17 protein-coding genes and 1 pseudogene are annotated in these 23,132 nt (G+C 59.5%); 10 read left to right on the top strand and 8 right to left on the bottom strand.

Features of this window, described 5'->3' with window-relative positions; all coding sequences use genetic code 11:
* Positions 1-48: 48 nt before the first annotated feature.
* The 6 genes and pseudogenes from ACN1C3_RS21840 to ACN1C3_RS21815 all read right to left on the bottom strand — a co-directional run.
* Positions 49-1,008: pseudogene (locus tag ACN1C3_RS21840) on the bottom strand (chemotaxis protein); the annotation flags it as partial.
* Between the two features lie 626 nt (positions 1,009-1,634).
* The gene (locus tag ACN1C3_RS21835; RefSeq protein ID WP_419117835.1) at positions 1,635-2,030 is read right to left on the bottom strand and encodes a YbaN family protein; all 396 of its coding nucleotides are present in this window, start codon (positions 2,028-2,030) and stop codon (positions 1,635-1,637) included.
* Between the two features lie 83 nt (positions 2,031-2,113).
* Positions 2,114-2,722 (bottom strand): biliverdin-producing heme oxygenase, encoded by a 609-nt coding sequence (locus ACN1C3_RS21830; RefSeq protein ID WP_419117834.1) that lies wholly within the window; start codon positions 2,720-2,722, stop codon positions 2,114-2,116.
* Between the two features lie 113 nt (positions 2,723-2,835).
* Entirely contained in the window at positions 2,836-5,418 is a 2,583-nt protein-coding gene (locus tag ACN1C3_RS21825) for a TonB-dependent receptor (protein ID WP_419117833.1), read from the bottom strand.
* Positions 5,419-5,538: 120 nt separating this feature from the next.
* The gene (locus tag ACN1C3_RS21820; protein ID WP_419117832.1) at positions 5,539-6,507 is read right to left on the bottom strand and encodes a FecR family protein; all 969 of its coding nucleotides are present in this window, start codon (positions 6,505-6,507) and stop codon (positions 5,539-5,541) included.
* A gap of 70 nt (positions 6,508-6,577) precedes the next feature.
* A complete protein-coding gene (locus ACN1C3_RS21815) occupies positions 6,578-7,087 on the bottom strand; it encodes an RNA polymerase sigma factor (RefSeq protein ID WP_419117831.1) in 510 nt (169 codons plus the stop codon).
* Between the two features lie 443 nt (positions 7,088-7,530).
* On the opposite strand from ACN1C3_RS21815, the gene ACN1C3_RS21810 reads away from it, so the two are divergent.
* The 6 genes from ACN1C3_RS21810 to ACN1C3_RS21785 are packed head-to-tail and all read left to right on the top strand — an operon-like array spanning position 7,531 to position 16,214.
* Positions 7,531-8,376, top strand: a complete 846-nt coding sequence (locus ACN1C3_RS21810; protein ID WP_419117830.1) for a hypothetical protein — start codon at positions 7,531-7,533, stop codon at positions 8,374-8,376.
* A 12-nt stretch (positions 8,377-8,388) separates the two neighbouring features.
* Positions 8,389-9,732 carry a hypothetical protein gene (locus tag ACN1C3_RS21805; RefSeq protein ID WP_419117829.1) on the top strand — a complete coding sequence of 448 codons (1,344 nt, stop codon included), beginning with the start codon at positions 8,389-8,391 and terminating at the stop codon, positions 9,730-9,732.
* Positions 9,733-9,744: 12 nt separating this feature from the next.
* The gene (locus ACN1C3_RS21800; RefSeq protein WP_419117828.1) at positions 9,745-11,088 is read left to right on the top strand and encodes a hypothetical protein; all 1,344 of its coding nucleotides are present in this window, start codon (positions 9,745-9,747) and stop codon (positions 11,086-11,088) included.
* A gap of 12 nt (positions 11,089-11,100) precedes the next feature.
* Positions 11,101-13,278, top strand: coding sequence for a lipase family protein (locus tag ACN1C3_RS21795; protein ID WP_419117827.1), 2,178 nt, complete (start codon positions 11,101-11,103; stop codon positions 13,276-13,278).
* A 33-nt stretch (positions 13,279-13,311) separates the two neighbouring features.
* Positions 13,312-15,366, top strand: a complete 2,055-nt coding sequence (locus ACN1C3_RS21790; protein ID WP_419117826.1) for a type VI secretion system tip protein VgrG — start codon at positions 13,312-13,314, stop codon at positions 15,364-15,366.
* A complete protein-coding gene (locus ACN1C3_RS21785; RefSeq protein WP_419117825.1) occupies positions 15,366-16,214 on the top strand; it encodes a DUF4123 domain-containing protein in 849 nt (282 codons plus the stop codon). Before ACN1C3_RS21790 ends, ACN1C3_RS21785 begins: the two co-directional genes overlap by 1 nt.
* Positions 16,215-16,226: 12 nt before the next feature.
* Here ACN1C3_RS21785 and ACN1C3_RS21780 read toward each other — a convergent pair whose 3' ends face one another.
* Entirely contained in the window at positions 16,227-16,691 is a 465-nt protein-coding gene (locus ACN1C3_RS21780; protein ID WP_419117921.1) for a methylglyoxal synthase, read from the bottom strand.
* Positions 16,692-16,736: 45 nt separating this feature from the next.
* Positions 16,737-17,738: a type I glyceraldehyde-3-phosphate dehydrogenase gene (gap, locus tag ACN1C3_RS21775; RefSeq protein ID WP_419117824.1), complete on the bottom strand. Its 1,002-nt coding sequence runs from the start codon at positions 17,736-17,738 to the stop codon at positions 16,737-16,739.
* A gap of 224 nt (positions 17,739-17,962) precedes the next feature.
* Between gap and edd the strand changes: the two genes are divergently transcribed.
* From edd to ACN1C3_RS21755, 4 genes are all read left to right on the top strand, one after another.
* Positions 17,963-19,789: a phosphogluconate dehydratase gene (edd, locus tag ACN1C3_RS21770; RefSeq protein WP_419117823.1), complete on the top strand. Its 1,827-nt coding sequence runs from the start codon at positions 17,963-17,965 to the stop codon at positions 19,787-19,789.
* On the top strand, positions 19,786-20,745 hold the full coding sequence (locus tag ACN1C3_RS21765; RefSeq protein ID WP_419117822.1) for a glucokinase: 960 nt from the start codon (positions 19,786-19,788) through the stop codon (positions 20,743-20,745). The genes edd and ACN1C3_RS21765 overlap by 4 nt, the downstream gene beginning before the upstream one ends.
* Positions 20,746-20,919: 174 nt before the next feature.
* Positions 20,920-21,651, top strand: a complete 732-nt coding sequence (locus ACN1C3_RS21760) for a response regulator (protein ID WP_419117821.1) — start codon at positions 20,920-20,922, stop codon at positions 21,649-21,651.
* Positions 21,641-23,110 carry an ATP-binding protein gene (locus ACN1C3_RS21755; RefSeq protein WP_419117820.1) on the top strand — a complete coding sequence of 490 codons (1,470 nt, stop codon included), beginning with the start codon at positions 21,641-21,643 and terminating at the stop codon, positions 23,108-23,110. The genes ACN1C3_RS21760 and ACN1C3_RS21755 overlap by 11 nt, the downstream gene beginning before the upstream one ends.
* Positions 23,111-23,132 lie beyond the last annotated feature (22 nt).

Raw genomic sequence — 23,132 nt, 5'->3', positions numbered from 1 at the left:
GAGGAAGCGGTTGAACCAGCTGGCCAGCTCGCCCAGTTCATCTTTCTTGCTGTACTGCAGACGCTGGGTCAGGTCGCCGTCGCCGCTGGCAATCGCCTTGAGCATTTGCGCGACGCTGTTAATCGGCCGGGTCACGCCCGACGCGGTCAGCCAGATCAGCAGCAGGCCGAGCAGGCCGGCACCGATGGCCACCAACAACGCTTTGAGCGTGCCGCTGGTTTGCGCTTCGTCGAGTACCGCTTGCAGCTTCACCGAGTCGGCGAGCAGTACCTGTTGCGGTAAATCGATCACGATGCCCCAGGCCTCGGAGTCGGGGATCGGGCTGACCGGGTAGATGGCGCGGATCAAGTCCCCTTGTTTGAGAATCTTTGGTGTGTTGCCGCTCAGCAGCTGCAGGACGTCCTTGCCGTCTGCACCGAGGGTTTCGCCGATGCTTTCACCGACCTTGCTGGCGTCAGCGCTGTAACCGGCGAGCACACCGCTGCCGGAGACAATCAGCATGTGTCCGGCGCCGTCGAACAGTTCGCGCTGGGAATCATTGGCGGCGGCTTGCAGCGAGTCGAGGGCGATGTCTATGCCCACCACACCGATGGCCTTGCCGTCGACCAACAGCGGCACGGAGATGGTGGTCATCAGCATCTGCTTGCCGGCGACGGTGTCGGCGTATGGATCAAGCAGGCAAGTGCGCTTGCTGTCGCGCGGGCAGGTGTACCAGCTGTTGTATGGGGTACCGCTGAGGCTGAGGGTGGTTTTGGTCATGTCCTCTTCGGCCATGACCGTGTTTATCCCGGGACCACCGGCGCGACTCCAGTAACTGGCGAAACGCCCGACTGAGTTGGACACGCGCGCGGTGTCGTTGGCGAACTCGCTGTCCTTGCCGTCGAGGCCGTTGGGTTCGTAGGCCAGCCAGATGCCTAGCACCGTGGTGTTGCGCTCGAAAGCGGTTTTCAGGCTGTGGTTGAGTTCTTCACGCAACGCCGAAGGTTCCAGCGAACGTTTGTCGGCCATGACTCGCAAGTCATTGATCTGGTCGGCGAGGGCGGTCACCACCCGCAAGCTTTCACCAAACGTCTTCTGCACCCGCACCGCTTGCTCGGCGGCCTTGGCCTGGAGCAGGTTTTCGACGCTGCCTGTGAGCATCCTGGTGCTGGAGGCGCTGATCAGTTGATCGTTCTGATGGGTCTGGTAAATGTTCATACCGACGATCAGACCGACCACGCCGAGCAGGCACAGACCGGACAGCAGCACGATTTTCAGGCGGATGGAGAGAGAGTCGAGCATGAGGCGATCTCGCTAATGGACAAGGAATGAGCAATGAGTCGGATGACTCGAGTGGCCAAATCCATTTAGCGCCATCTCCGGAACATCGACTCGCAGGGTGCTGGTATGAGAGCAGGCCGACGAGCGGCAGGCAGTCTGTCATAAATAATTGACGGAAATCGAGAGGGAGATATCGCGTTTTTTTGGTTTATACGCGCTTTTGTTCTGTTATTAGGTCGGGTGAGGCTCTGGGGCGGGCGTTTGCGTGGAAGAGTTTGTATATTATTTTTAACGATTTGGCAGCAACCTGAAGTGCAGACGCCTGGGAGTCAGTGGCGCTGGCTTGTCAGTGATCGAAGGTCGCGGGGGGGTTATCAGGAGGTTTGCGGCAACGCTTCCGGCCGCGACCAGATCCACAGATTGCCCAGGCTCATCCCGGCGATGGCCAGGTAGATCGGCCAGCTGTGCTCGAGGATTGCCAGCATTAATCCGGCACACAACAACATGCTCAGGGTGGCGCTGATCTTGGCCCGGCGGGCGATGATCTTGCCGTTGCGCCAGTTGCTCAGGATGGGCCCGAACAGCCGGTGGTTTTCCAGCCACGCACTCAGGCGCGGCGAGCTTTTGGTCGCGGCCCAGGCGGCTAGCAGGATGAATTCGGTGGTCGGCAGGCCCGGTACGACGATGGCGATCAGACCCAGCGCCAAGCTGGCGTAGGCCAGCAGGCCGAAAAGCAGTCGGGTGAGTTTTGAGGTGGCTGGGTGAGGCATGGGGCTCAGGGTGGATTGTAAGTCTTGCGGTTATACACATACCCTGTGGGAGCAAGCTCGCTCCCACAGGGGGTTGCATTCAGTCAGGCAATTTCGGGGGTGGTTGCATAAGCCTGTTCGAGGAGAACTGTGAAGCGATTGAACGCATCAATCGCACCTTTTTCGATATCAGCTTCTTCTTCAGCGCTGAACTCAAGCCCGTCGAGGGTTTTGATGAAGCTCTTCCAGCCTTCGGCACGACCACCGGCTGGCTCGCCGAGGTGACGGGCACCGAAGGTGTCGCTCAGACCCAGGCCGACGGCACGCTTGATCAAGAACGCTGCGCCGAGTTTCGAACCCTCTGAAACGAAGATCCAGCCCAGAGCCTCGGCTTTAGTCGGGTTTTTAACCGCGCCGGCGATCGCTGCCGGTACGTCTGTCTCGAGATCGGCGAGGTCAGCCTTGGCCTGTTCGGCGCGGCAGCGAGCTGACAGGTCCGGGACGATGGTGATCAGCTCGGCATCGTTGTACAGCGCCACCAATTCTGACTGGAACAGGTACTGGGCCACGACGAAGCGGGCGAAGTTGGCCGGGGTTTCGAACGGCGCGTGTGCTTTGACCAGCGCGTCGAGTTTGCGGTGAGGTTCGTCCGTGATCTGGTTCAAGCGTTGCGAGCGCAGACTTGGGCGCTGGGATAAATCCTGAGTGGTCATGAAGAAGTCCTTGAGAATGAGAGGCGCTTTGTAACTAGACGAACCGGAAGACGCGGCAGCGTAAAAAATCCTCACTGCGTCACGGCAAAGCGCGACGCAGTGAGGGCCACGGATCAGATATCCCAGACCAGATTGACCGCGAAGTTGCGACCCGGCTGGGTCAGGCGGTCGAGGTTGGCCGGCGCGAGCACGGCGGCTTCGCCGGTACCGTCAAAGCCGCGCACGTCATCCCACAGCCAGTACTTCTTGTCAGTCAGGTTGTACAGGCCAGCGTTGACGGTGACGTCGTCGGTAACCTTGTAGAACCCGCTGAGGTCGAGAATGCCGAAGCCTGGTGACTTGAACTGGCTGCTGACGCCGTCCGGCGACTTGAAGTTGCTGTCGTCGACGCGGTCTTTTTTCTTCACCAGAGTCCAACTGAGCAAGGCACCGTAGTTGTCCTGGTCGTAGCCCAGGCCCAATACGCCGGTCAGCGGGTTGACGCTGTTGATCGGCTCGCCGGTGTCGTTGTTGCGACCGTAGGCGTAGGCCACCGAACCCTGGGTGTAGAGACCTTGCGGTGCGCCGAGGGTGTCCAGTTGCAGGCGACCTTTGACTTCCACGCCCTTGATGGTGGCGTGCTTGATGTTGTTGGTCTGGAAGGTTTTCTCGGTGTAACCGGGTTTGATCGCGTCTTCGTTGATGAAGTCGCGGTATTTGTTATAGAACACCGCCACGTCGAACGAACCGGACTCGAAATTACCGCGCAGGCCGGTTTCGTAGCTTTTACTTTTCTCGGGTTCCAGGCCTGAGTTGGGTTCGACGATGTAGTTTTCGCTGAGGTTTTCAAAGCGGCCATACAGCGCCTTGGCCGATGGCGTGCGGAAACCTTCGGCGTATTGACCGTACCAGGTGTACTGATCGGTCAAGGCGTAGGTCAGGCCGAACTTGGGCGATACTCGCTCCCAAGTCTTGTTCTTGTCGCTGACCGTGCCTTTGCCGTCGGCGGCGACGGTGTTGAGAAATTCCTGAGTGATGTGCGGCTTGAGCTGGGTGTAGTCGTAGCGCAGGCCCGGCAGGAAGGTCCAACGGTTCCAGCTGATTTGATCCTGGGCGAACAGGCTGTAGGTGTTGATGGTCGGGTCGGGGAAGTCGCTGGATTTCTTCAGTACGTCGGCGGGGCTGATGGCACCGATGGTCCTGCAACTACCAAAGACCGTCAGGCAGGTACCGCTGCCGCTGCGCGAACCGGTGACTTTCTGCTGCTTGAGGGTGGTGCCGTAGGTCAGCAGGTGCTCGGTCTCACCGATGCTAAATGCCTTGTCCAATTGTGCATCGAGTACCCATTGGCGCTCTTGGTAAAGCGTGTCGCGGCTACGCATGACGTTGCGGCTGAACGGGAAGTAGTTTTCCAACGTGCTCTGATCGGTCTTGGCGATCTGATAGTTCAGGCTCCATTTGACGTGATCGGCCACTGCTGTATCGAGGGCAAAGCTGTTTTCCAGGCCGAAACGCTCGCGGGTAACAGTGTCATTACCGGTACGTGAACGGTACATGCCCTGGCCCTGGCCTTTGTCGAACGGACCACCGACGGCACTTTTCTGATGGGTGTCTCGGTCATCCTTGTACTTTTCGTAGGTCAGGCCCAGACGCGAGTCCTCACCGTAGTTCCAGCCCAGTTTGGCCAGCACGTTGGTGGTGCGCACGTCTTCCGGGTTGGCGGCAGTGCGTTCCAGGCCGGTGCCGTTGTTGCTGCCGAAGGAGTCGGTTTCATGACCGTCGCGCTGACTGAAATGCAGCAGGCCGTCGAACTGATCGACGCGACCGGCGACGGTGCCGGACTTAAGCCAGCTCTCGTCGGCAGAGTTGTAGCCGGTTTTCAGGCGCGCGCCGAAATCCTGCCCCGGCTTGATGATGTCGTCCGGGTCGAGGGTGAAGTAGCTCACTGCGCCGCCAATCGCGTTACTGCCGTAGAGCACCGACGCCGGGCCGCGAAGGATCTCCACGCGCCTGATGATTTCCGGGTCGACGTAGTTGCGGTGGGTCTTGGCGTACGGGCCGTTGTAGAAGTCATCGGGGACTTCTACGCCGTCGACCTGGGTCAGAATCCGGTCGCCATCGATACCACGGATGTTGTAGCCGGTGATGCCGCCACGCTGGCCAGCACCGCCCACCGAAACACCCGGCTCGTAGCGCACCAGTTCCTTGATGGTGTTGACGTTCTGCCGGTCCAGCTCTTCACGGGTGTGAACCGTGACGGTGCTCGGCACGCTGGTCACGTCCTGTTCCTGACGGGTGGCGCTGATGGTCATCTGTTGCAGGGCAAGGGCGCCGCCGGTGCGCCGTTCCAGAACGATGTTGTTGTTACCCAGTTTGCGGTAGCTCAGGTGGGTGCCCGCCAGCATCCGGTCCAACGCCTTTTCCGGCGGCAGTGAGCCATGCACGCCAGGCGATGCGACACCTTCAGCGAGTTCTGCCGGCAGGCCGACTTGCCAACCCGTCACGGCAGTAAAGGCGTTCAATGCCGACACCAGCGGTTGCTGAGCGATGGCGAAGGTGTAGTCGCCCATGTTGCGGGTCGGTTGCTCGGCTGCGGTGGCCGCCATGACCGGTGTGGCGTGCGCGCAGGTCAGGATGGCAGCAGTGAGCAAGGACAGCGTGCAGTTTTGCAGACGTGCAGAAGATGAAGAGGACCGGCTGTTGAGGCGAGAGGACATCGATAACGCTCCGTGTCGCACGAATCTTATAGGTGCAGATCAGCATTCAAAATGCGAATCAATTGCATTGGCTATAACGAGACGTTCTACCGATTGCGATCGAGTAAAAATAAATTCGAATTAGTTGAGGATCACCAACGCCGGGAATTCCTGGAGCCTGGCGGAAGTGATCTGGGCCAGGGAGCGAACCACGTCCAGCGGCTGGTCGAGGCGATAATTGCCGGTGACCGCAACATCAGCAAGCTGCTCGTTGTTGTTGATGATCCAGCCCGGGTAATAACGGCGAAGCTCGGCCAACACTTGGCTCAGCGGGCAGTTCTCGAATACCAGCCGACCCTGAACCCACGCCAGATCCTTGTCGAGGTCGAGCTTGGCCGGCCGATCAAACCCGTTTGGGCCGATGCGGATGCTTTCCCCGGCAAAGAGGCGCACTCGCGCATCGTCATGGGTCGTCTGTAAATCGACATCGCCGCGCTGAACCCGGACCTGAGCCACGCCGTCCAGATAACGCACGGCGAATGCGGTGTCGCGCACGCTGGCCTTGACCGGGCCGGCATCGATTTCCAGCGGCTGGCCACGATTGGCCGGCACGTCGAAAAACGCCTCGCCCTGATACAAACGGGCAACGCGCTGTTGGTCGTTGATGGTGCTGGAGAAGGCCGAGTTGGTGTTGAGCAGCACTTGGGAGCCGTCTTCCAGTTGCAGACGCTGGCGCTCACCGACGACGGTCAGATGATCGGCCTGTAAACGCAGTGGCAGGTTGCTGAAACTGAACAAACCCAGCACCAACACGGCCGCAGTGGCCAGGGGCTTCCAGTGCGGGCGCAGGCGTGAAAGAAACGATATTTTGCGTTTCGCGCTTAGATTTTGCGCGCACTGCGCCACTTGCGGGCCGTCCCAGATGGCCTGGGCTTTGGCAAAGGCCTCGGCATGTAACGGCGAGGTTGCGAGCCAGGCGTGGAATTGCCGGGTGTGTTCCTCGTTCGGACTTTCCAGCACGATCAGCCAATCCAGCGCCTGATCCATGGCGTTGTCGCTGGTGGAGTCCGGCGCCATGGCTGGCGGGCGGGGTCGGTGGGTGTCCGTCACGGGCGTTCCTCGGCGGTGTCTGCAGCACAGCAGTTTCAAGCGTCAAGCGGCAAGCTTCAAGCTGTTGCGTCTAGAAACGTTCGGCGACGCCGACGCAGATGGCCATGATCAGTTTGAGTTCTTTTTGCACGGTGCTCAGGGACACGCTGAGCTGCTCGGAGATTTCCAGGTAGCTGTGCCCATGCAGGCGGCTGAGAATAAAAATTTGCTGTTGGCGGGGGCTGAGTTGGCTGAGGCTGATGTTCAAGCGTTCGAGCAACTGTTCGGCATGGGCAGCATCTTCGGCGCTGCTCAGGGGCGCGGCGACACTCTGAACCACGTCCAGCGGGACGTCTTCGAGCATAGTCCGGGCCTGGATGCGCCGCGAACGCAGATGATCCAGAGCCAGGTTGCGGGCGGTCTGAAAAACGAAGGGTTCCAGGTGATCGATGGCCCGCTCGCTCAGGGCGCGGGTCACGCGCAGGTAGGTTTCCTGCAAGAGGTCCTCGGCGGTGCTGTGGTTGTTGACCATTCGCTCCAGCGTGCGCAGCAGAGAGACTCGCTGAGCGAGGAAGACGTGGTTGAAATGCGATTGACTCACAGTAGGACCTGATCCATTTCTCAGTCAATGATAATGATTATCATCTGCATAAATGGTCAAGTACTACTTAGTGAGGGCTGTATTTACGGCCGGGCAGCGCGGCCGCTGATGTGAGTCAGTTCCGCACTCTGCAGACATCAATATCCCCCCCACATCGCTGCCATAAATGACTCGCCAATACTGGAAGTGCCCACTTTTTTTATGAGTGGGGGGGCAAAACGCATGACGCGCCTTCAGACAGATACACGTCTCTTCGAAGAAATACGCGATACCAAAAGTCCTACTCCTGCCGGGTAAAGATGGCTCGATAAGTCGGATGTTTCATTGTTTGTCGTAGGGCTTATCCCAAGCTGCTCCGGCCCACTCAGACTGTTCTGGATGAGTGCTATAACGCCCTGTTTTCACCCCGCGCCAGCGGAGGTTATAGACAGGAGCATCAAGTGATGGCACTCCAGGAATGGGAAAAGCCTTTTTTCAACAACGGCGCATCGTTGCCGCGCATGCGTAGGCAACTCGCTCGCGCACTGGCAATCAGCAGTCTGGCCCTGGCCGCCAGCGGTTGTGCGTTTGCCCCCGCCGAGAGTTTCACCTTGCAGGCCGAGGTGCCGGCGGATTTCAGGGTCAAGGCGGATGCGTATTACGTGCCGGCCACCGGGGAAACCTGCGTGGCACCGCCGCGCAAAAGCGGGCGGGTGGCGCCGGATCGCAAGTTCTTCACCAGTGAATACCAGAACGTCCCGCGCACGGCTGAATTCCAGATCCCGCTGAGCACCCGCGCCGGCGGCTGTCCGTTGGTGTTGAGCAGTTTGAAGCTGGATCTGCGTGGGAAGTGGGGGCCAGACCGGCTTGATAGTGATGGCGACTTTGCCAGCCTTTCCTTTCGCGATGAACTTCCCGCAGGGCTTACAGCCTTTCCCGTCTCGGGTACGCAAGCGTTTGAGGGGCAATGTCAGTGGCTGTTTCGCACCGCTGGCCCCGAACGCTACATCATAAAAATCTTGCAATGCCGGGCCGCCGATGCGCAGGGGAACAGGCTGAAACGCATGGCCGGCGGGGTGTTACCGCGCGATCAGTTGCCGGGCAGGACGGTGAGGATGGTGTTCAGGATGGCGGAGCAGGAAGAGCCGTATTACAGCGGATGGTGGTTAGAAACGCCTAACGGCTGGAAAGCGTGCACTGGTCGTTGGGGGACCACCAATGAAGAACGATGTATCGAGCCACCTCAATTTACTGATTTCAAAATGCCGGATGGTCGCGAGTGCACCGTCTACCCCAACTGCACTGAATAAGGATATAACGCTATGACACTCCAGGAACGAGAACAGCCTTTCTTTAGCAGCAAAATGCTGGCCTGCCCGCTGCGCGGGCATTGGGTGAGCTTCCGTCTGGTGGACGAATTTGGCGACGGCAAGCCCTATGGTGGCTTGCCTTATGTTCTTCGGGACAGCGTCGGCCAAGAATACACCGGCAGACTCAATGGCGAAGGCTTTGTAAAGTTAGAGAACCACTACCGTGGTCCTATTGTGCTGACTTTAGATGCGCCGCATTCCCGTATCCACGAACTTTACACTCGACTGATGGACCGGAAGCACTACCCCCTCCCCATCACCGAACTCCAGGTCCGCGCCGAACAAACCCGCTTCTTCCACGACGACGGTTTTCGCCGTGAACACAATCCGGCCATCAAAGACGCCGACGTCTTCACACAGGTCGAAGTGCGGGACCTGGTTCGTCATGGCGCGCATTTGCCGCCGGTGGTCAAGCGCATCTACGAGCCGCAGTGGTCGCTGCTCAGGGCCATGGGCGAGCTGGGTTTCGACACCGCGCAACGCCGGGAGGGGAGGTTGCCGCGCATGCGTAGGCAACTCGCTCGCGCACTGGCAATCAGCAGTCTGGCCCTGGCCGCCAGCGGTTGTGCGTTTGCCCCCGCCGAGAGTTTCACCTTGCAGGCCGAGGTGCCGGCGGATTTCCGGGTCAAGGCGGATGCGTATTACGTGCCGGCCACCGGGGAAACCTGCGTAGCGCCGCCGCGCAAAAGCGGGCGGGTGGCGCCGGATCGCAAGTTCTTCACCAGTGAATACCAGAACGTCCCGCGCACGGCTGAATTCCAGATCCCGCTGAGCACCCGCGCCGGCGGCTGTCCGTTGGTGTTGAGCAGTTTGAAGCTGGATCTGCGTGGGAAGTGGGGGCCAGACTGGCTTGATAGTGATGGCGACTTTGCCAGCCTTTCCTTTCGCGATGAACTTCCCGCAGGGCTTACAGCCTTTCCCGTCTCGGGTACGCAAGCGTTTGAGGGGCAATGTCAGTGGCTGTTTCGCACCGCTGGCCCCGAACGCTACATCATAAAAATCTTGCAATGCCGGGCCGCCGATGCGCAGGGGAACAGGCTGAAACGCATGGCCGGCGGGGTGTTACAGCGCGATCAGTTGCCGGGCAAGACGGTGAGGATGGTGTTCAGGATGGCAAAGGAAGAACTGCCAGCGGTTGGCGATAACTGGGTTCAGTTTCCTAACGGCTGGAAACGCTGCATGGGCGAAAACCTTGAAGACCAATATGCCTTTTGCCGTGGTAATACGAGCGACTTTAAACCTTTCAAAATGCCGGATGGTCGCGAATGCACCGTCTACCCCAATTGCACTGAATAAGGAAATTAAGACATGGCACTCCAGGAACGGGGAAAACCCTTCTTTAGCAGCAAAATGTTGGCCTGCCCGCTACGCGGGCATTGGGTGAGCTTCCGTTTGGTGGACGAGTTTGGCGACGGTAAGCCCTATGGCGGCTTGCCTTATACCCTTCGCGACAGTGTCGGTCAGGAATACACCGGCAGGCTGGATGGCGAAGGCTTTGTAAAGTTAGAGAACCATTATCGTGGCCCTGTTGTACTCACACTGGATGCCGCCTATCGAGGCGTGAACGATTTCTATGACGCCTTGCTAAAAAGGGAGCACTACCCCCTCCCCATCACCGAACTCCAGGTCCGCGCCGAACAAACCCGCTTTTTCCACGACGACGGTTTTCGCCGTGAACACAATCCCGCCATCAAAGACGCCGACGTCTTCACACAGGTCGAAGTGCGGGACCTGGTTCGTCATGGCGCGCATTTGCCGCCGGTGGTCAAGCGCATCTACGAGCCGCAGTGGTCGCTGCTCAGGGCCATGGGCGAGCTGGGTTTCGACACCGCGCAACGCCGGGAGGGGAGGTTGCCGCGCATGCGTAGGCAACTCGCTCGCGCACTGGCAATCAGCAGTCTGGCCCTGGCCGCCAGCGGTTGTGCGTTTGCCCCCGCCGAGAGTTTCACCTTGCAGGCCGAGGTGCCGGCGGATTTCCGGGTCAAGGCGGATGCGTATTACGTGCCGGCCACCGGGGAAACCTGCGTAGCGCCGCCGCGCAAAAGCGGGCGGGTGGCGCCGGATCGCAAGTTCTTCACCAGTGAATACCAGAACGTCCCGCGCACGGCTGAATTCCAGATCCCGCTGAGCACCCGCGCCGGCGGCTGTCCGTTGGTGTTGAGCAGTTTGAAGCTGGATCTGCGTGGGAAGTGGGGGCCAGACCGGCTTGATAGTGATGGCGACTTTGCCAGCCTTTCCTTTCGCGATGAACTTCCCGCAGGGCTTACAGCCTTTCCCGTCTCGGGTACGCAAGCGTTTGAGGGGCAATGTCAGTGGCTGTTTCGCACCGCTGGCCCCGAACGCTACATCATAAAAATCTTGCAATGCCGGGCCGCCGATGCGCAGGGGAACAGGCTGAAACGCATGGCCGGCGGGGTGTTACCGCGCGATCAGTTGCCGGGCAGGACGGTGAGGATGGTGTTCAGGATGGCGGCCGAGGAACGCCCCTATATGCGGGACAACTGGATTCGTTTTCCGCAAGGCTGGAAACGCTGCATGGGCAAGAGTCTTGAAGACCAATATGCCTTCTGCCGCGGAAACACTACTGATTTCAAACCTTTCAAAATGCCGGATGGTCGCGACTGCACCGTCTACCCCAACTGCACTGAATAAGGACATAACGCTATGACACTCAAGGAACGGGAAAGACCCTTCTTTAGCAGCAAAATGCTGGCCTGCCCGCTGCGCGGGCATTGGGTGAGCTTCCGTTTGGTGGACGAGTTTGGCGACGGTAAGCCCTATGGCGGCTTGCCTTATACCCTTCGCGACAGTGTCGGTCAGGAATACACCGGCAGGCTGGATGGCGAAGGCTTTGTAAAGTTAGAGAACCATTATCGTGGCCCTGTTGTACTCACACTGGATGCCGCCTATCGAGGCGTGAACGATTTCTATGACGCCTTGCTAAAAAGGGAGCACTACCCGCTCCCCATCACCGAACTCCAGGTCCGCGCCGAACAAACCCGCTTCTTCCACGACGACGGATTTCGCCGCGAACACAATCCGGCCATCAAGGACGTCGATGTCTTCACTCAGGTCGAGGTGTGTGATCTGGTTCGTCATGGCGCGCATTTGCCGCCGGTGGTCAAGCGCTTCTACGAGCCGCAAGGGTCGCTGCTCAGGGCCATGGGCGAGCTGGGTTTTGGCCCCGAACAGTCAGCCGACTCGTTCGGCATTGCCCTGAGCCCGAACCAGCACCATGTGCTGGAGGTGCGGCCGATGCGTGCCTTGCGGCCGATGCTCTCCACCGATGACAAATTCTGCGCGCTGAACCTCTATCAGTTGGCGCTGATGGCGACCTTGAGTTACACCGATTTCGGCCAGGAACCGGCCAAACGCCCGGTGGACACAGTGCGCTTTCCGCTGGACCCGAGCATTGGCAACTTGTTTGGCGAGGCGCTGGCCAATTACCGGGAAAGCTGGCGAGTCGATAAGGACCAGCCCCATCGGTTCTACCCGCTGTATGAAGACGTGCCGTATTCAAAGCGTCTGGAGATTTTGCCGTTCGACCCGACGTTGTATGAACTAAACCATCCGGACAAGGGCGAAGAACAGGAACATCCGGCCAACCAGCACTTTTTCGATGACCAGCAAGACGGTGGCGATACCCAGGCGTTTATCTGCCATCACGACGAAGTCATTCTGATTTCGGTCCGTGGTACGGCGAGTCTGAAAGATGGGATGCGTGATGTGCACGCTCTTCAAGTTCCGTTCGAAGAAGGTGTCGGGCAGGTTCATAAGGGTTTTTACAGCGCGTTTCAGGCGATGCGGGAGTTTGTACAAAGCTATCTGGGCCGATTCCACACGGGTCAAAAAATCATTATCTGCGGGCACAGTCTGGGTGGTGCCATCGCCCTATTACTGGCAGAAGCACTGCGTCGCAACACCAAGCAGAAATACAACATCCTCCTCTACACCTACGGCGCCCCGCGCGCCGGCGACTCGACCTTCGTCGAAGGCGCCGCCGACCTCGTTCACCACCGTATGGTCAATCACAACGATCCGGTGCCCGGCTTGCCGGCACCCTGGATGAACGCCGACTGGAAGGTCTGGGTACCGGGTCTGGCGTTGACTTTTTTCAGCGCCCCTTATGGCCTGTTGATGTTTGGTACAGGCCTGGTGCGGGTTGACGGTTATCCCTATCAACATCACGGGGAACAGCAGCACTTTATGCCCGTGCGCTTCGATGCCAAGGAATGGTCGTCGATTCTCTGGAAACCGGGCTGCGAATCCATCGAAGAGGCCGCGTGTACCGCGATGCTGAGGACCACTCGGCGCGGGGATATGCCGGTGCGCGACGGCGTGCTCGCCCAGCTGATTCACTACAAAGATCACATGATGATCGCCAGTTACATCCCTTTCGCCTGGGCGACCTTGCGCCGCTGGCAGCAAACTCAGGAAACCGGTGTAACCGTGGTCACCGAACGTGAGTACATCGTTGTCGATGACGCACTGATAACACTCAAGAAGGACCTGTACGAGTATGCCCGCGAGCCGTGGCATAACCCGAACCTGCGCGCCGAGACTGCGCAGGAGAAAGCTGCAAGGGGCGCTTTGCGCGCAGAGCGTGATCGGCTGGAGCGAACCCGCAAGCGCCTGGAAACCTTGCGTTATCGCAGCCTGACCCTGGCCGATGTGTATGGCAGCGCCGCGCAATTACCGGAGTTCACCACGGGGTTGGAGCGCTGGGCAAAGCACACTGAAAACCAGAGTTTGGTGCAAATGGCGATGATCCCCAAGCCCTTGGATGACGGCCTTTGGCTGGCGGGCCAACCGCATACGCTGGATATCGACTCGATTATTTGAGTGTCGCCCACTTCGACTTTAAAGGACTAACGAATGTTTGACTCTTACTCTAGACCGCCCCTGTACCTCGATATCACGGGGCAGCAGCACGACTTCCAAGTGCTTGCCTTCAAGGCCAGCGAATCGATCAGCCAGCCCTATGAAGTCACCCTGGAACTGGTCAACGAGCGTTCGAATCTCGACCTCGAGACGCTGCTGCACCAACCGGCCTTCCTCGGTTTTGGCCCTCCTGGCGAGGGCCTGCACGGGCTGATCCATAGCTTTGCGCAACGCGAATCGGGTAACCGCCTGACACGTTATGAACTGACGCTGGTCCCTCACTTGGCTTATCTGGCCCTGAGCAGTGATCAACGAATTTTTCAGCAGCGCAGCGTCCCGCAGATCATCACCCAGGTGTTGAAAAAGCACGGCATTCTCGGCGATGTATTCAGCTTTCAGCTGGGCCGCACCGTCTATCCACCGCGCGAGTACTGCGTGCAGTTCAACGAAACCGATTTGGGTTTTATTCAGCGACTCTGCGAAGAAGAAGGCATTCACTATCATTTTCAGCAGAGCCCACAAGGGCATTTACTGGTGTTTGGCGATGATCAGACGGTGTTCCGGCGGTTAGCCCCCTCAATGTTTCAACAAGACAGCGGCCTGCTTGCCGAGCATCCGGTGATCAACCGCTTCGGGGTGCGTCTGGCCACCCGCTCCAGCCAAGTGGCACTGCGGGACTATCACTTCGAAAAGCCGAACCGCACCCTTGAAGAAAAGGCGAAAAGCCCGGTCACTCCGCCCCTGGAGGATTACCACGCACCGGGCCGTTTCACTAACGGTGTCGAGGGAAAGCGCCTGGCCACTCGCAGGCTGGAGCGCCATCGCAGTGATTACCGGTTAGCCGAAGGCGCCAGTGACCTGAGTAACCTGCACAGCGGACATTTTCTCGAACTGCGCGACCATAATCGCGCTGAATGGAATGATCTTTGGCTACTGACTGCCCTGGTGCATGAAGGCCATCAACCTCAAGTCCTGGAAGAAGCGATGTCCGGTCAGACCAGCGCCACGGATTTTCAGGGCTATCGCAATACGTTTACCGCGACACCTTGGGATGCGCTGTATCGACCGCCGATCAAACACCCCAAACCCACCATTGCCGGCAGCCAGACCGCCAAAGTGACCGGGCCTGCGGGGGAGGAAATCCACTGTGATGAATACGGGCGGGTCAAAATCTGTTTTTTCTGGGACCGTACCGACCCGCAAACCGACAAAAGCAGTTGCTGGTTAAGGGTGTCGAGCAGTTGGGCCGGAGACCGTTACGGGGCTGTCACCATTCCCCGGGTAGGGATGGAGGTGCTGGTCACTTTTATTGATGGCGACCCTGATCGCCCGTTGATTACCGGTTGCCTGCATCACCTCACCAACCCGGTGCCCTATGAGCTGCCGGCAAACAAGACCCGAAGCGTTTTTCGCAGTCGCAGTTCACCCAAGAGCGGGGGGGTCAATGAGTTGCATATCGAAGATCGCGTCGGGCAAGAGTTGATCTACCTGCGCGCTCAGCGCGACCTTGAACATAAGGTCAAAAACGATAGTTGGCTGGAAGTTGGCCGCGAGCGTCGGGAAACCATCAAAGGCACCAGCATCAGCGTGCTGGAGTCCCAGGAGCTGCGCACCACCCACGGTGATCGCCAAACCCGGATCATGGCCAATGATCATCTGTCTGTCGCGCAGAACAGCCATACCCGCGTCGGTCAGGTTCTGGTGGCTGAGGCGGGTCAGGAAGTCCACTTCAAGGCGGGCGCACATCTGGTGCTGGACGCGGGCGCTAGCCTGACCTTGAGTGCCGGCGGCCACCATCTGGTGATGGGGCCGGGGGGGATTTTCAGCAGTAGCGCGATTCAGTCAGGTGGTGACCCGATGCGAGGCACGCCTGCTGCTCCGTTGATACCGGGTACTGCGCAGGCATTGACGACCCCGACTGAGCGGGCGCCGGTCATTGCGTTCGTCCAGCGTACGTTGATGGCGGTCTCTGCCGAGCAGGCCACAGACTTCTGTCCGCTCTGCGAGGCCTGCCGCGAAGGTGTTTGTTCAATCGAAGGAGAGTCTTGATGAGTAATCTGCCCGTTCAGTGGATGGCCCAGCAGTTACAGCTCGGCCATAGCGTGTGCCTGATCCTTGACTCGGATGCTGCGCCCGCGATGCATCAGGACCTTCTGCGCCAACGTACCGCCGCGCAATATCGCAGTGTTTACAGTGAAACTGCCGTCGCCGATCTGGCCACAGCTGGCCCTTTCATTTTTTTGATAGATGATCTGGATCCGTCGGTGCTCAATGATTTGATCGAACGACCTCGGCGTGATTGGGGTTGGCTGGTCAGCATTCAAATCTGCGCAATTGAAGCGCTGGTGACACATTGGCGCGAACGCCTGCTTATCGGGCAACGACCGCAACAGGCGTTGTACCGTTTCCACGATAATCGGGTGCTGACACGGGCGCTTGCGCATCTTCCCGAGTCGGCGTATCCCGAATACCTCGGCCCGATTATCAGCGCCTGCTATTGGCAGGGCGAGCATTGGGCGATGGCCGAGAATCCGACGCCCGGTGAATACCCTGTCCCCGACGCGCCGCAGTGGCTGAGTATCCCGGCACCGATCAGCCAGGAAAGGGCAGTGCTGCTGGCCAATATCGGTCAGTACCTATTGGCGGAGTACAGTCAGGACTTGGCTCGGCTGCCCGAAAACCAGTCTCCACACACCTGGCTGACGGAGCAACTCAACCTCGCGCAGCAGTGGGGATGGAAAACGCCGGAGCAACTGCATTTTTTGATCGTCGAGCGCCTGCGAGAAACGCACACGCCCGGTATCAAAAGCTGGGATCCACTGCCTGAAGAGCAGGCGCAGGCTCATTTTGAACGTCTGAGTAGCGAGTTGCAGCCCACGCTCAATACTTGGCCATAGGAAAGGCTTGTCCTAACGCCGCCCCTGCAGATACGCCTCGTAATCGGGAATCCGGTACGTGTGCGGCTGATCCATCAGCGGACTGCTGAGCAGGTAGTCGGCGCTGCATTCATTGCAGGCCACCGGGATGTTCCAGACCGCCGCGACCCGCAGCAATGCCTTGATGTCTGGGTCGTGGGGTTGTGGCTCGAAGGGGTCCCAGAAAAACACCAGCATGTCCACCCGCTGCTCGGCGATTCGCGCGCCGAGCTGCTGATCGCCGCCCAACGGGCCGCTGATCATACTTTCCACGGGCAGCCCCAGACGTTTACTCAGCAGCAGGCCGGTGGTGCCGGTCGCGACCAGTTCGTGCTGGGCGAGCTTGTCCTTTTGCCGCTCGGCCCAGTCGAGCAGGAACACTTTGCAGTGGTCATGGGCGACCAGGGCGATGCGCTTGCGCGCCGCCATGGTTTTCTGGGTAAAGCTGATACCGATCATCGGTTGCTGTTCCACAGGGGATCCGCCTTATTCTGCGTTGCGCACTTATTCGGCGTTACAAAGCGCCAGGCAGTTATCGAGCATGCGGTTGGAGAAACCCCACTCGTTGTCGTACCAGGCCAGCACTTTGAGCAGTTTGCCGCTGACCTTGGTGTGGTTGGCATCGAAGATCGACGACAGCGGGTTGTGGTTGAAGTCGCTGGAGACCAGCGGCAGGGTGTTGTAGCCGAGAATCTTCGAATGCTGGCTGGCTTCTTTAAGCAGCGCATTGACCTCATCGGCCGTCGCTTCGCGCTTGAGCTGCACGGTCAGGTCTACCAGCGATACGTTGATCACCGGTACGCGCACCGACATGCCGGTCAGTTTACCCGCCAGTTCCGGCAACACCAGGCCCACCGCTTCAGCGGCGCCGGTCTTGCTCGGGATCATGTTCTGGGTGGCCGAACGCGCACGGTACGGGTCGACGTGGTAGACGTCGGTAAGGTGCTGGTCATTGGTGTAGGCGTGGATAGTGGTCATCAAACCGCTTTCGATGCCCAGCTCGCGGTGCAGCACTTGGGCCACGGGGGCCAGGCAGTTGGTGGTGCACGACGCGTTGGAAATGATCTGGTGCGATTGGCGCAGAATGTCGTGGTTGACCCCGTAGACCACGGTGGCGTCGGCGCCTTTGGCCGGTGCCGAGATAATCACTTTGCGTGCGCCGGCAGTAATATGGGCGGCGGCTTTGGCACGGTCGGTGAACAGACCGGTGCATTCGAAGACGACGTCAACTTTCTCGGCAGCCCATGGCAGCTCGGCCGGGTTGCGGATGGCGCTGACCGCGATACGGTCACCGTTGACGGTCAGGGTTTCCTGATCGTGCTGCACGTCGGCATCAAAAATGCCGTGGACGGTGTCGTACTTGAGCAGGTGCGCGTTCATCGCGCTGTCCCCCAGATCGTTGATGGCGACGATCTGCAGATCCTGACGGTAACCTTGGGTATAGAGTGCTCGCAGGACGTTACGGCCAATACGGCCAAAGCCATTGATTGCAATTCTTAGAGTCATTTGAAAAGGCGCCTGTCGTCGTTTTGTTGTTGGAATAACAAGATTATTCGTAAAAAAATAGAAAACAAGCCTTTTTAGTGGCAATATTTTGTTTTATCTACAACGAGTGACCTGAATCAACTGGTCCAGAAGATTGAAAAACACGTCTGCAATGCCACGCGCAGACCCCCTTCAATCAGCATAGACAATCAGGTCGCCACATCCGTTAGCCTGGAGTTCTAAACATGCATCCCCGCGTCCTTGAGGTCACCGAACGGCTTATTTCCCGCAGTCGCGCTACGCGTGAGGCTTACCTTGCATTGATCCGCGGTGCCGCCAGCGATGGTCCGCAACGCGCCAGGCTGCAATGTGCCAACTTCGCCCACGGCGTGGCCGGTTGTGGCACTGAAGACAAAAACACGCTGCGGATGATGAATGCCGCCAACGTGGCAATCGTTTCGTCATATAACGACATGCTCTCGGCGCATCAGCCGTATGAGCACTACCCGGAACAACTCAAACACGCACTGCGCGAGATCGGTTCGGTCGGCCAGTTCGCCGGTGGCGTGCCGGCCATGTGTGACGGCGTGACCCAGGGCGAGCCAGGCATGGAGCTGGGCATTGCCAGCCGCGAAGTGATCGCGATGTCGACTGCCGTGGCGCTGTCCCACAACATGTTCGACGCTGCGATAATGCTCGGTATCTGCGACAAGATCGTTCCCGGCCTGCTGATGGGCGCATTGCGCTTCGGTCACTTGCCGACGATTTTTGTCCCGGGCGGGCCGATGGTCTCGGGGATTTCCAACAAGGAAAAAGCCGACGTCCGTCAGCGTTACGCCGAAGGCAAGTGCAGCCGCGAAGAGCTGCTGGAATCGGAGATGAAGTCCTACCACAGCCCCGGCACCTGCACCTTCTACGGCACCGCCAACACCAACCAGTTGCTGATGGAGGTCATGGGCCTGCACTTGCCGGGCGCATCCTTCGTCAACCCGAACACCCCGCTGCGCGATGCCCTGACCCGCGAAGCCGCGCACCAGATCACCCGACTGACCAAACAAAGCGGCAACTTCATACCGCTGGGCGAGATCGTCGACGAGCGTTCGCTGGTCAACTCCATCGTTGCCTTGCACGCCACCGGCGGCTCGACCAACCACACCCTGCACATGCCGGCCATCGCTATGGCCGCGGGCATTCAACTGACCTGGCAGGACATGGCCGACCTCTCCGAGGTGGTGCCGACCCTGTCCCACGTTTACCCGAACGGCAAAGCTGACATTAACCATTTCCAGGCGGCGGGCGGGATGTCGTTCCTGATCCGCGAACTGCTGGAAGCCGGTCTGCTCCACGAAAACGTCAACACCGTGGCAGGTGTTGGCCTGAGCCGCTACACCCAAGAGCCGTTCCTGGCGAACGGTGAGCTGGTGTGGCGTGAAGGTCCGATCGAGAGCCTCGATGAAAATATCCTGCGTCCGGTTGCCCGTGCGTTCTCGCCAGAAGGCGGTCTGCGGGTGATGGAAGGCAACCTCGGTCGCGGCGTGATGAAGGTCTCGGCGGTCGCGCCAGAGCACCAGATCGTCGAAGCACCGGCGGTAGTGTTCCAGGATCAGCAAGACCTGGCCGATGCGTTCAAGGCTGGCCTGCTGGAGAAAGATTTTGTCGCCGTGATGCGCTTCCAGGGCCCGCGCTCCAACGGCATGCCGGAACTGCACAAAATGACCCCGTTCCTCGGCGTGCTGCAGGACCGTGGCTTCAAGGTCGCGCTGGTCACCGACGGGCGCATGTCCGGCGCTTCCGGGAAAATTCCGGCGGCGATCCACGTCAGCCCAGAAGCCTTTGTCGGCGGCGCGCTGGCGCGGGTGCTCGACGGCGACATCATTCGTGTCGATGGCGTCAAAGGTACCTTGCAGCTTATGGTGGACGCCGATGAATTCGCGGCCCGCGAGCCAGCCAAAGGTTTGCTGGACAACGGCATTGGCTGCGGCCGCGAATTGTTCGGTTTCATGCGCATGGCCTTCAGCTCGGCAGAGCAGGGCGCCAGCGCCTTTACCTCTGCTCTGGAGACCCTTAAGTGAAGCTAGCGCTGGTCGGTGACATTGGCGGAACCAATGCGCGTTTTGCGTTGTGGAAAGACCAGCGACTGGAGTCGATCCAGGTGCTGGCCACGGCAGACCATGCCTGCCCCGAAGAGGCCATTGGCGTCTATCTGAGCGGGCTGGATTTGCCCCTCGGTTCGATCGGGTCGGTATGCCTGTCGGTGGCCGGTCCCGTCGGTGGTGACGAATTTCGCTTTACCAACAATCACTGGCGGTTGAGTCGTAAAGCCTTCTGCCAGACCTTGCAGGTCGATCAATTGCTGTTGGTCAACGATTTCTCAGCCATGGCACTGGGCATGACGCGCTTGCAGCCGGATGAGTTTCGCGTGGTTTGTGAAGGTACTGCCGAGCCGTTACGCCCGGCGGTGGTGATTGGTCCGGGTACTGGTTTGGGGGTCGGCACGTTGCTGGATCTGGGCGAGGGTCGTTGGATGGCGCTACCGGGAGAAGGCGGGCATGTCGATTTGCCGTTGAGCAGTCCGCGAGAAGCTCAACTGTGGCAGCACATCTACGATGAGATCGGTCATGTCAGCGCGGAAACTGCGCTCAGCGGCAGCGGCTTGCCACGAGTCTATCGAGCGATTTGCGCGGTGGACGGGCATGAACCGGTCCTCGATACGCCGGAGGCGATCACCGCTGCCGGTCTGGCGGGGGATCCGATTGCGCTGGAAGTGCTGGAGCAGTTCTGCTGCTGGCTCGGCCGCGTCGCCGGCAACAACGTGCTGACCACGGGTGGGCGTGGCGGGGTGTATATCGTGGGTGGGGTTATTCCACGCTTTGCCGACTTCTTCCTGGAGAGTGGTTTTGCTCGTTGCTTCTCCGACAAGGGCTGCATGAGCGATTACTTCAAGGGCATTCCGGTGTGGCTGGTGACGGCGCCGTATTCCGGCCTGACCGGCGCGGGCGTGGCGTTGGAGCAGTCTCTCCCTGCTTGAAATGATTACCTGTGGGAGCGGGCTTGCTCGCGAAGGCGGTCTATCAGTCAACTTCGATGTTGAATGTGATGGCCCCTTCGCGAGCAAGCCCGCTCCCACAGTGTTTCTGCGGTGTTTGCAGATTCGATCCTTAAGGCATAATCCGCTCTATCCATAACAACAAGGACGACCCACGTGAGTTCAGTCAGTAAGTCGATTTTGTTGGTCGATGACGATCAAGAGATACGCGAGTTGCTGGAGACCTACCTCAGCCGCGCGGGCTTTCAGGTGCGGACCACGCCCGACGGCGCCGGGTTTCGCCAGGCCTTGAACGAGGCACCGAGCGATCTGGTGATCCTCGACGTGATGCTGCCGGACGAAGACGGTTTCAGCTTGTGCCGCTGGATTCGCCAACACCCGCGTCAGGCCCAGGTGCCGATCATCATGCTGACCGCCAGTTCCGACGAAGCCGATCGGGTCATCGGTCTGGAGTTGGGGGCCGACGACTACCTCGGTAAACCTTTCAGCCCTCGTGAATTGCAGGCGCGGATCAAGGCGTTATTGCGCCGGGCTCAGTTCGGCCAAGAGCGCTCCGGCGGTGAGGTGTTGTCCTTCGATGAGTGGCGACTGGATATGGTCAGTCATCGCCTGTTTCATACTGACGGCGAAGAAGTGATTTTGTCTGGCGCCGATTTCGCCCTGCTGAAACTGTTCCTCGACCATCCGCAGGAAATCCTCGACCGCGACACCATCGGCAACGCCACCCGTGGCCGCGATTTGATGCCGCTGGACCGTATCGTCGACATGGCGGTCAGCCGCTTGCGTCAGCGTTTGCGCGACACCGACAAACCACCGCGCTTGATTCGCACGGTGCGCGGTAGCGGTTATCAATTGGCAGCCAATGTGGTTGCCAGCAATGGTCACTGAGTTCTTCAGCAGAATCGCTCGGCGCGTGCCGGTGCCGCGCTCGTTACTCGGGCGAATGTTGCTGCTGACGTTACTGGCGGTGCTGTTCGCGCAGACGCTGTCGAGTGTGATCTGGGTGTCGCAATTGCGCGCTACCCAGCTTGAAGGACTGGTCACCAGCGCCCGCAGCCTGGCGCATTCGATGACGGCCAGCGTCAGTTACTTCCGGTCGTTGCCGGTGGCTTATCGGCCGCTGGTGCTTGATCAGTTGCGCAGCATGGGCGGCACGCGATTCGTCGTGACCCTCAACGACAAGCCGTTGGGCATGGACGTGCTGCCACCGACACCCCGCAAGCAAGCCGTGCTCAAGGCGGTAGAAGAGGTGCTGCGCCAGTCCCTGGGCAATGAGGCCGTTATCTCGGTGCAATTCGTCAGCGCCGAAGACCTGCGGATCTTCAACGGTGGTTTGAAACTCGATGAGTTGCCGCGTTCGTGGGCCCATTACGCGTTGACCCTGGAACCGGTCAATCCGCCGGTGCTGGTCACGCAAATCCAGTTGGCCCCGGGCGAATGGCTGTACATCGCCTCGCTGTTGCCCGAACCCTACACCAGTCTCGAAGAGCAAGGGCTGCCCTCGCAGCAGGTCTGGTTCATCCTGCTGACCAGCGGTTTTCTGCTGCTGTTCATTGGCTTGCTGGTGCACTGGCAAAGCCGGCCACTCAAGCGCCTGGCGCGCGCGGCGCGGGACATGTCGTTGGGCGCCGAAGTCGAACCGGTGGCGGAGGGCGGTGGCAGTGAAGTGGTCGAGGTCGGCCGCGCTTTCAATGCCATGCGTGAGCGCATCAGTCGCTACCTGACCGAGCGCAGCCAATTGTTCAGCGCCATTTCCCACGACTTGCGCACGCCGATTACTCGTCTGCGGCTGCGGGTCGAACTGCTGGAAGATGAACAGCTGCAGACCAAGTTCGGCCGCGACCTCGATGAACTGGAGTTGCTGGTCAAAGGCGCGCTGCAATGTGTCAAAGACACCGATATCCACGAAAATATCGAGCCGGTGGATCTCAATCATGTGCTCGACTGCCTGGTCGAGCCCTATCTGGGCCCCAACGGCAACGGTCGCGTAACCCAGCAGGGTCGGGCACTGGCAACCTATCCCGGCAAGCCGCTGGCGCTCAAGCGCTGCATCGGCAACCTGATCGACAATGCCCTGAAGTACGGACAGAAAGCCCATCTGCACATCGACGACGATGACAGCGCGTTCATCCTGCATGTCGACGATGAGGGGCCTGGGGTGCCTGAGCAACGAATGGAGCAGGTGTTTGAACCGCACTTTCGTTTGGCAGGGCAACAGCAGGGATATGGCTTGGGATTGGGCATCGCCCGCAACATTGCTCACAGCCATGGTGGTGAAGTGAGTTTGCAGAACCTGCGTGAGGGTGGGTTGCGAGTGACGTTGCATTTGCCGCGTTCGGTGGATTGATTGGGTGGTTCGCCAGATTTAC

It is taken from the genome of Pseudomonas sp. H11T01 (genome assembly GCF_048515765.1).
Taxonomy (GTDB): domain Bacteria; phylum Pseudomonadota; class Gammaproteobacteria; order Pseudomonadales; family Pseudomonadaceae; genus Aquipseudomonas.
Note: the sequence above shows the minus strand (reverse complement) of the source record. Positions and strands in the feature narration are given on the sequence as shown.

Bases quoted from the DNA above. Each gene is read 5' to 3' on its own strand.
- ACN1C3_RS21835 (WP_419117835.1), bottom strand. From the start codon at position 2,030: ATGCCTCACCCAGCCACCTCAAAACTCACCCGACTGCTTTTCGGCCTG.
- ACN1C3_RS21830 (WP_419117834.1), bottom strand. From the start codon at position 2,722: ATGACCACTCAGGATTTATCCCAGCGCCCAAGTCTGCGCTCGCAACGC.
- ACN1C3_RS21825 (WP_419117833.1), bottom strand. From the start codon at position 5,418: ATGTCCTCTCGCCTCAACAGCCGGTCCTCTTCATCTTCTGCACGTCTG.
- ACN1C3_RS21810 (WP_419117830.1), top strand. From the start codon at position 7,531: ATGGCACTCCAGGAATGGGAAAAGCCTTTTTTCAACAACGGCGCATCG.
- ACN1C3_RS21805 (WP_419117829.1), top strand. From the start codon at position 8,389: ATGACACTCCAGGAACGAGAACAGCCTTTCTTTAGCAGCAAAATGCTG.
- ACN1C3_RS21800 (WP_419117828.1), top strand. From the start codon at position 9,745: ATGGCACTCCAGGAACGGGGAAAACCCTTCTTTAGCAGCAAAATGTTG.
- ACN1C3_RS21795 (WP_419117827.1), top strand. From the start codon at position 11,101: ATGACACTCAAGGAACGGGAAAGACCCTTCTTTAGCAGCAAAATGCTG.
- ACN1C3_RS21790 (WP_419117826.1), top strand. From the start codon at position 13,312: ATGTTTGACTCTTACTCTAGACCGCCCCTGTACCTCGATATCACGGGG.
- ACN1C3_RS21785 (WP_419117825.1), top strand. From the start codon at position 15,366: ATGAGTAATCTGCCCGTTCAGTGGATGGCCCAGCAGTTACAGCTCGGC.
- ACN1C3_RS21780 (WP_419117921.1), bottom strand. From the start codon at position 16,691: ATGATCGGTATCAGCTTTACCCAGAAAACCATGGCGGCGCGCAAGCGC.
- gap (WP_419117824.1), bottom strand. From the start codon at position 17,738: ATGACTCTAAGAATTGCAATCAATGGCTTTGGCCGTATTGGCCGTAAC.
- edd (WP_419117823.1), top strand. From the start codon at position 17,963: ATGCATCCCCGCGTCCTTGAGGTCACCGAACGGCTTATTTCCCGCAGT.
- ACN1C3_RS21755 (WP_419117820.1), top strand. From the start codon at position 21,641: ATGGTCACTGAGTTCTTCAGCAGAATCGCTCGGCGCGTGCCGGTGCCG.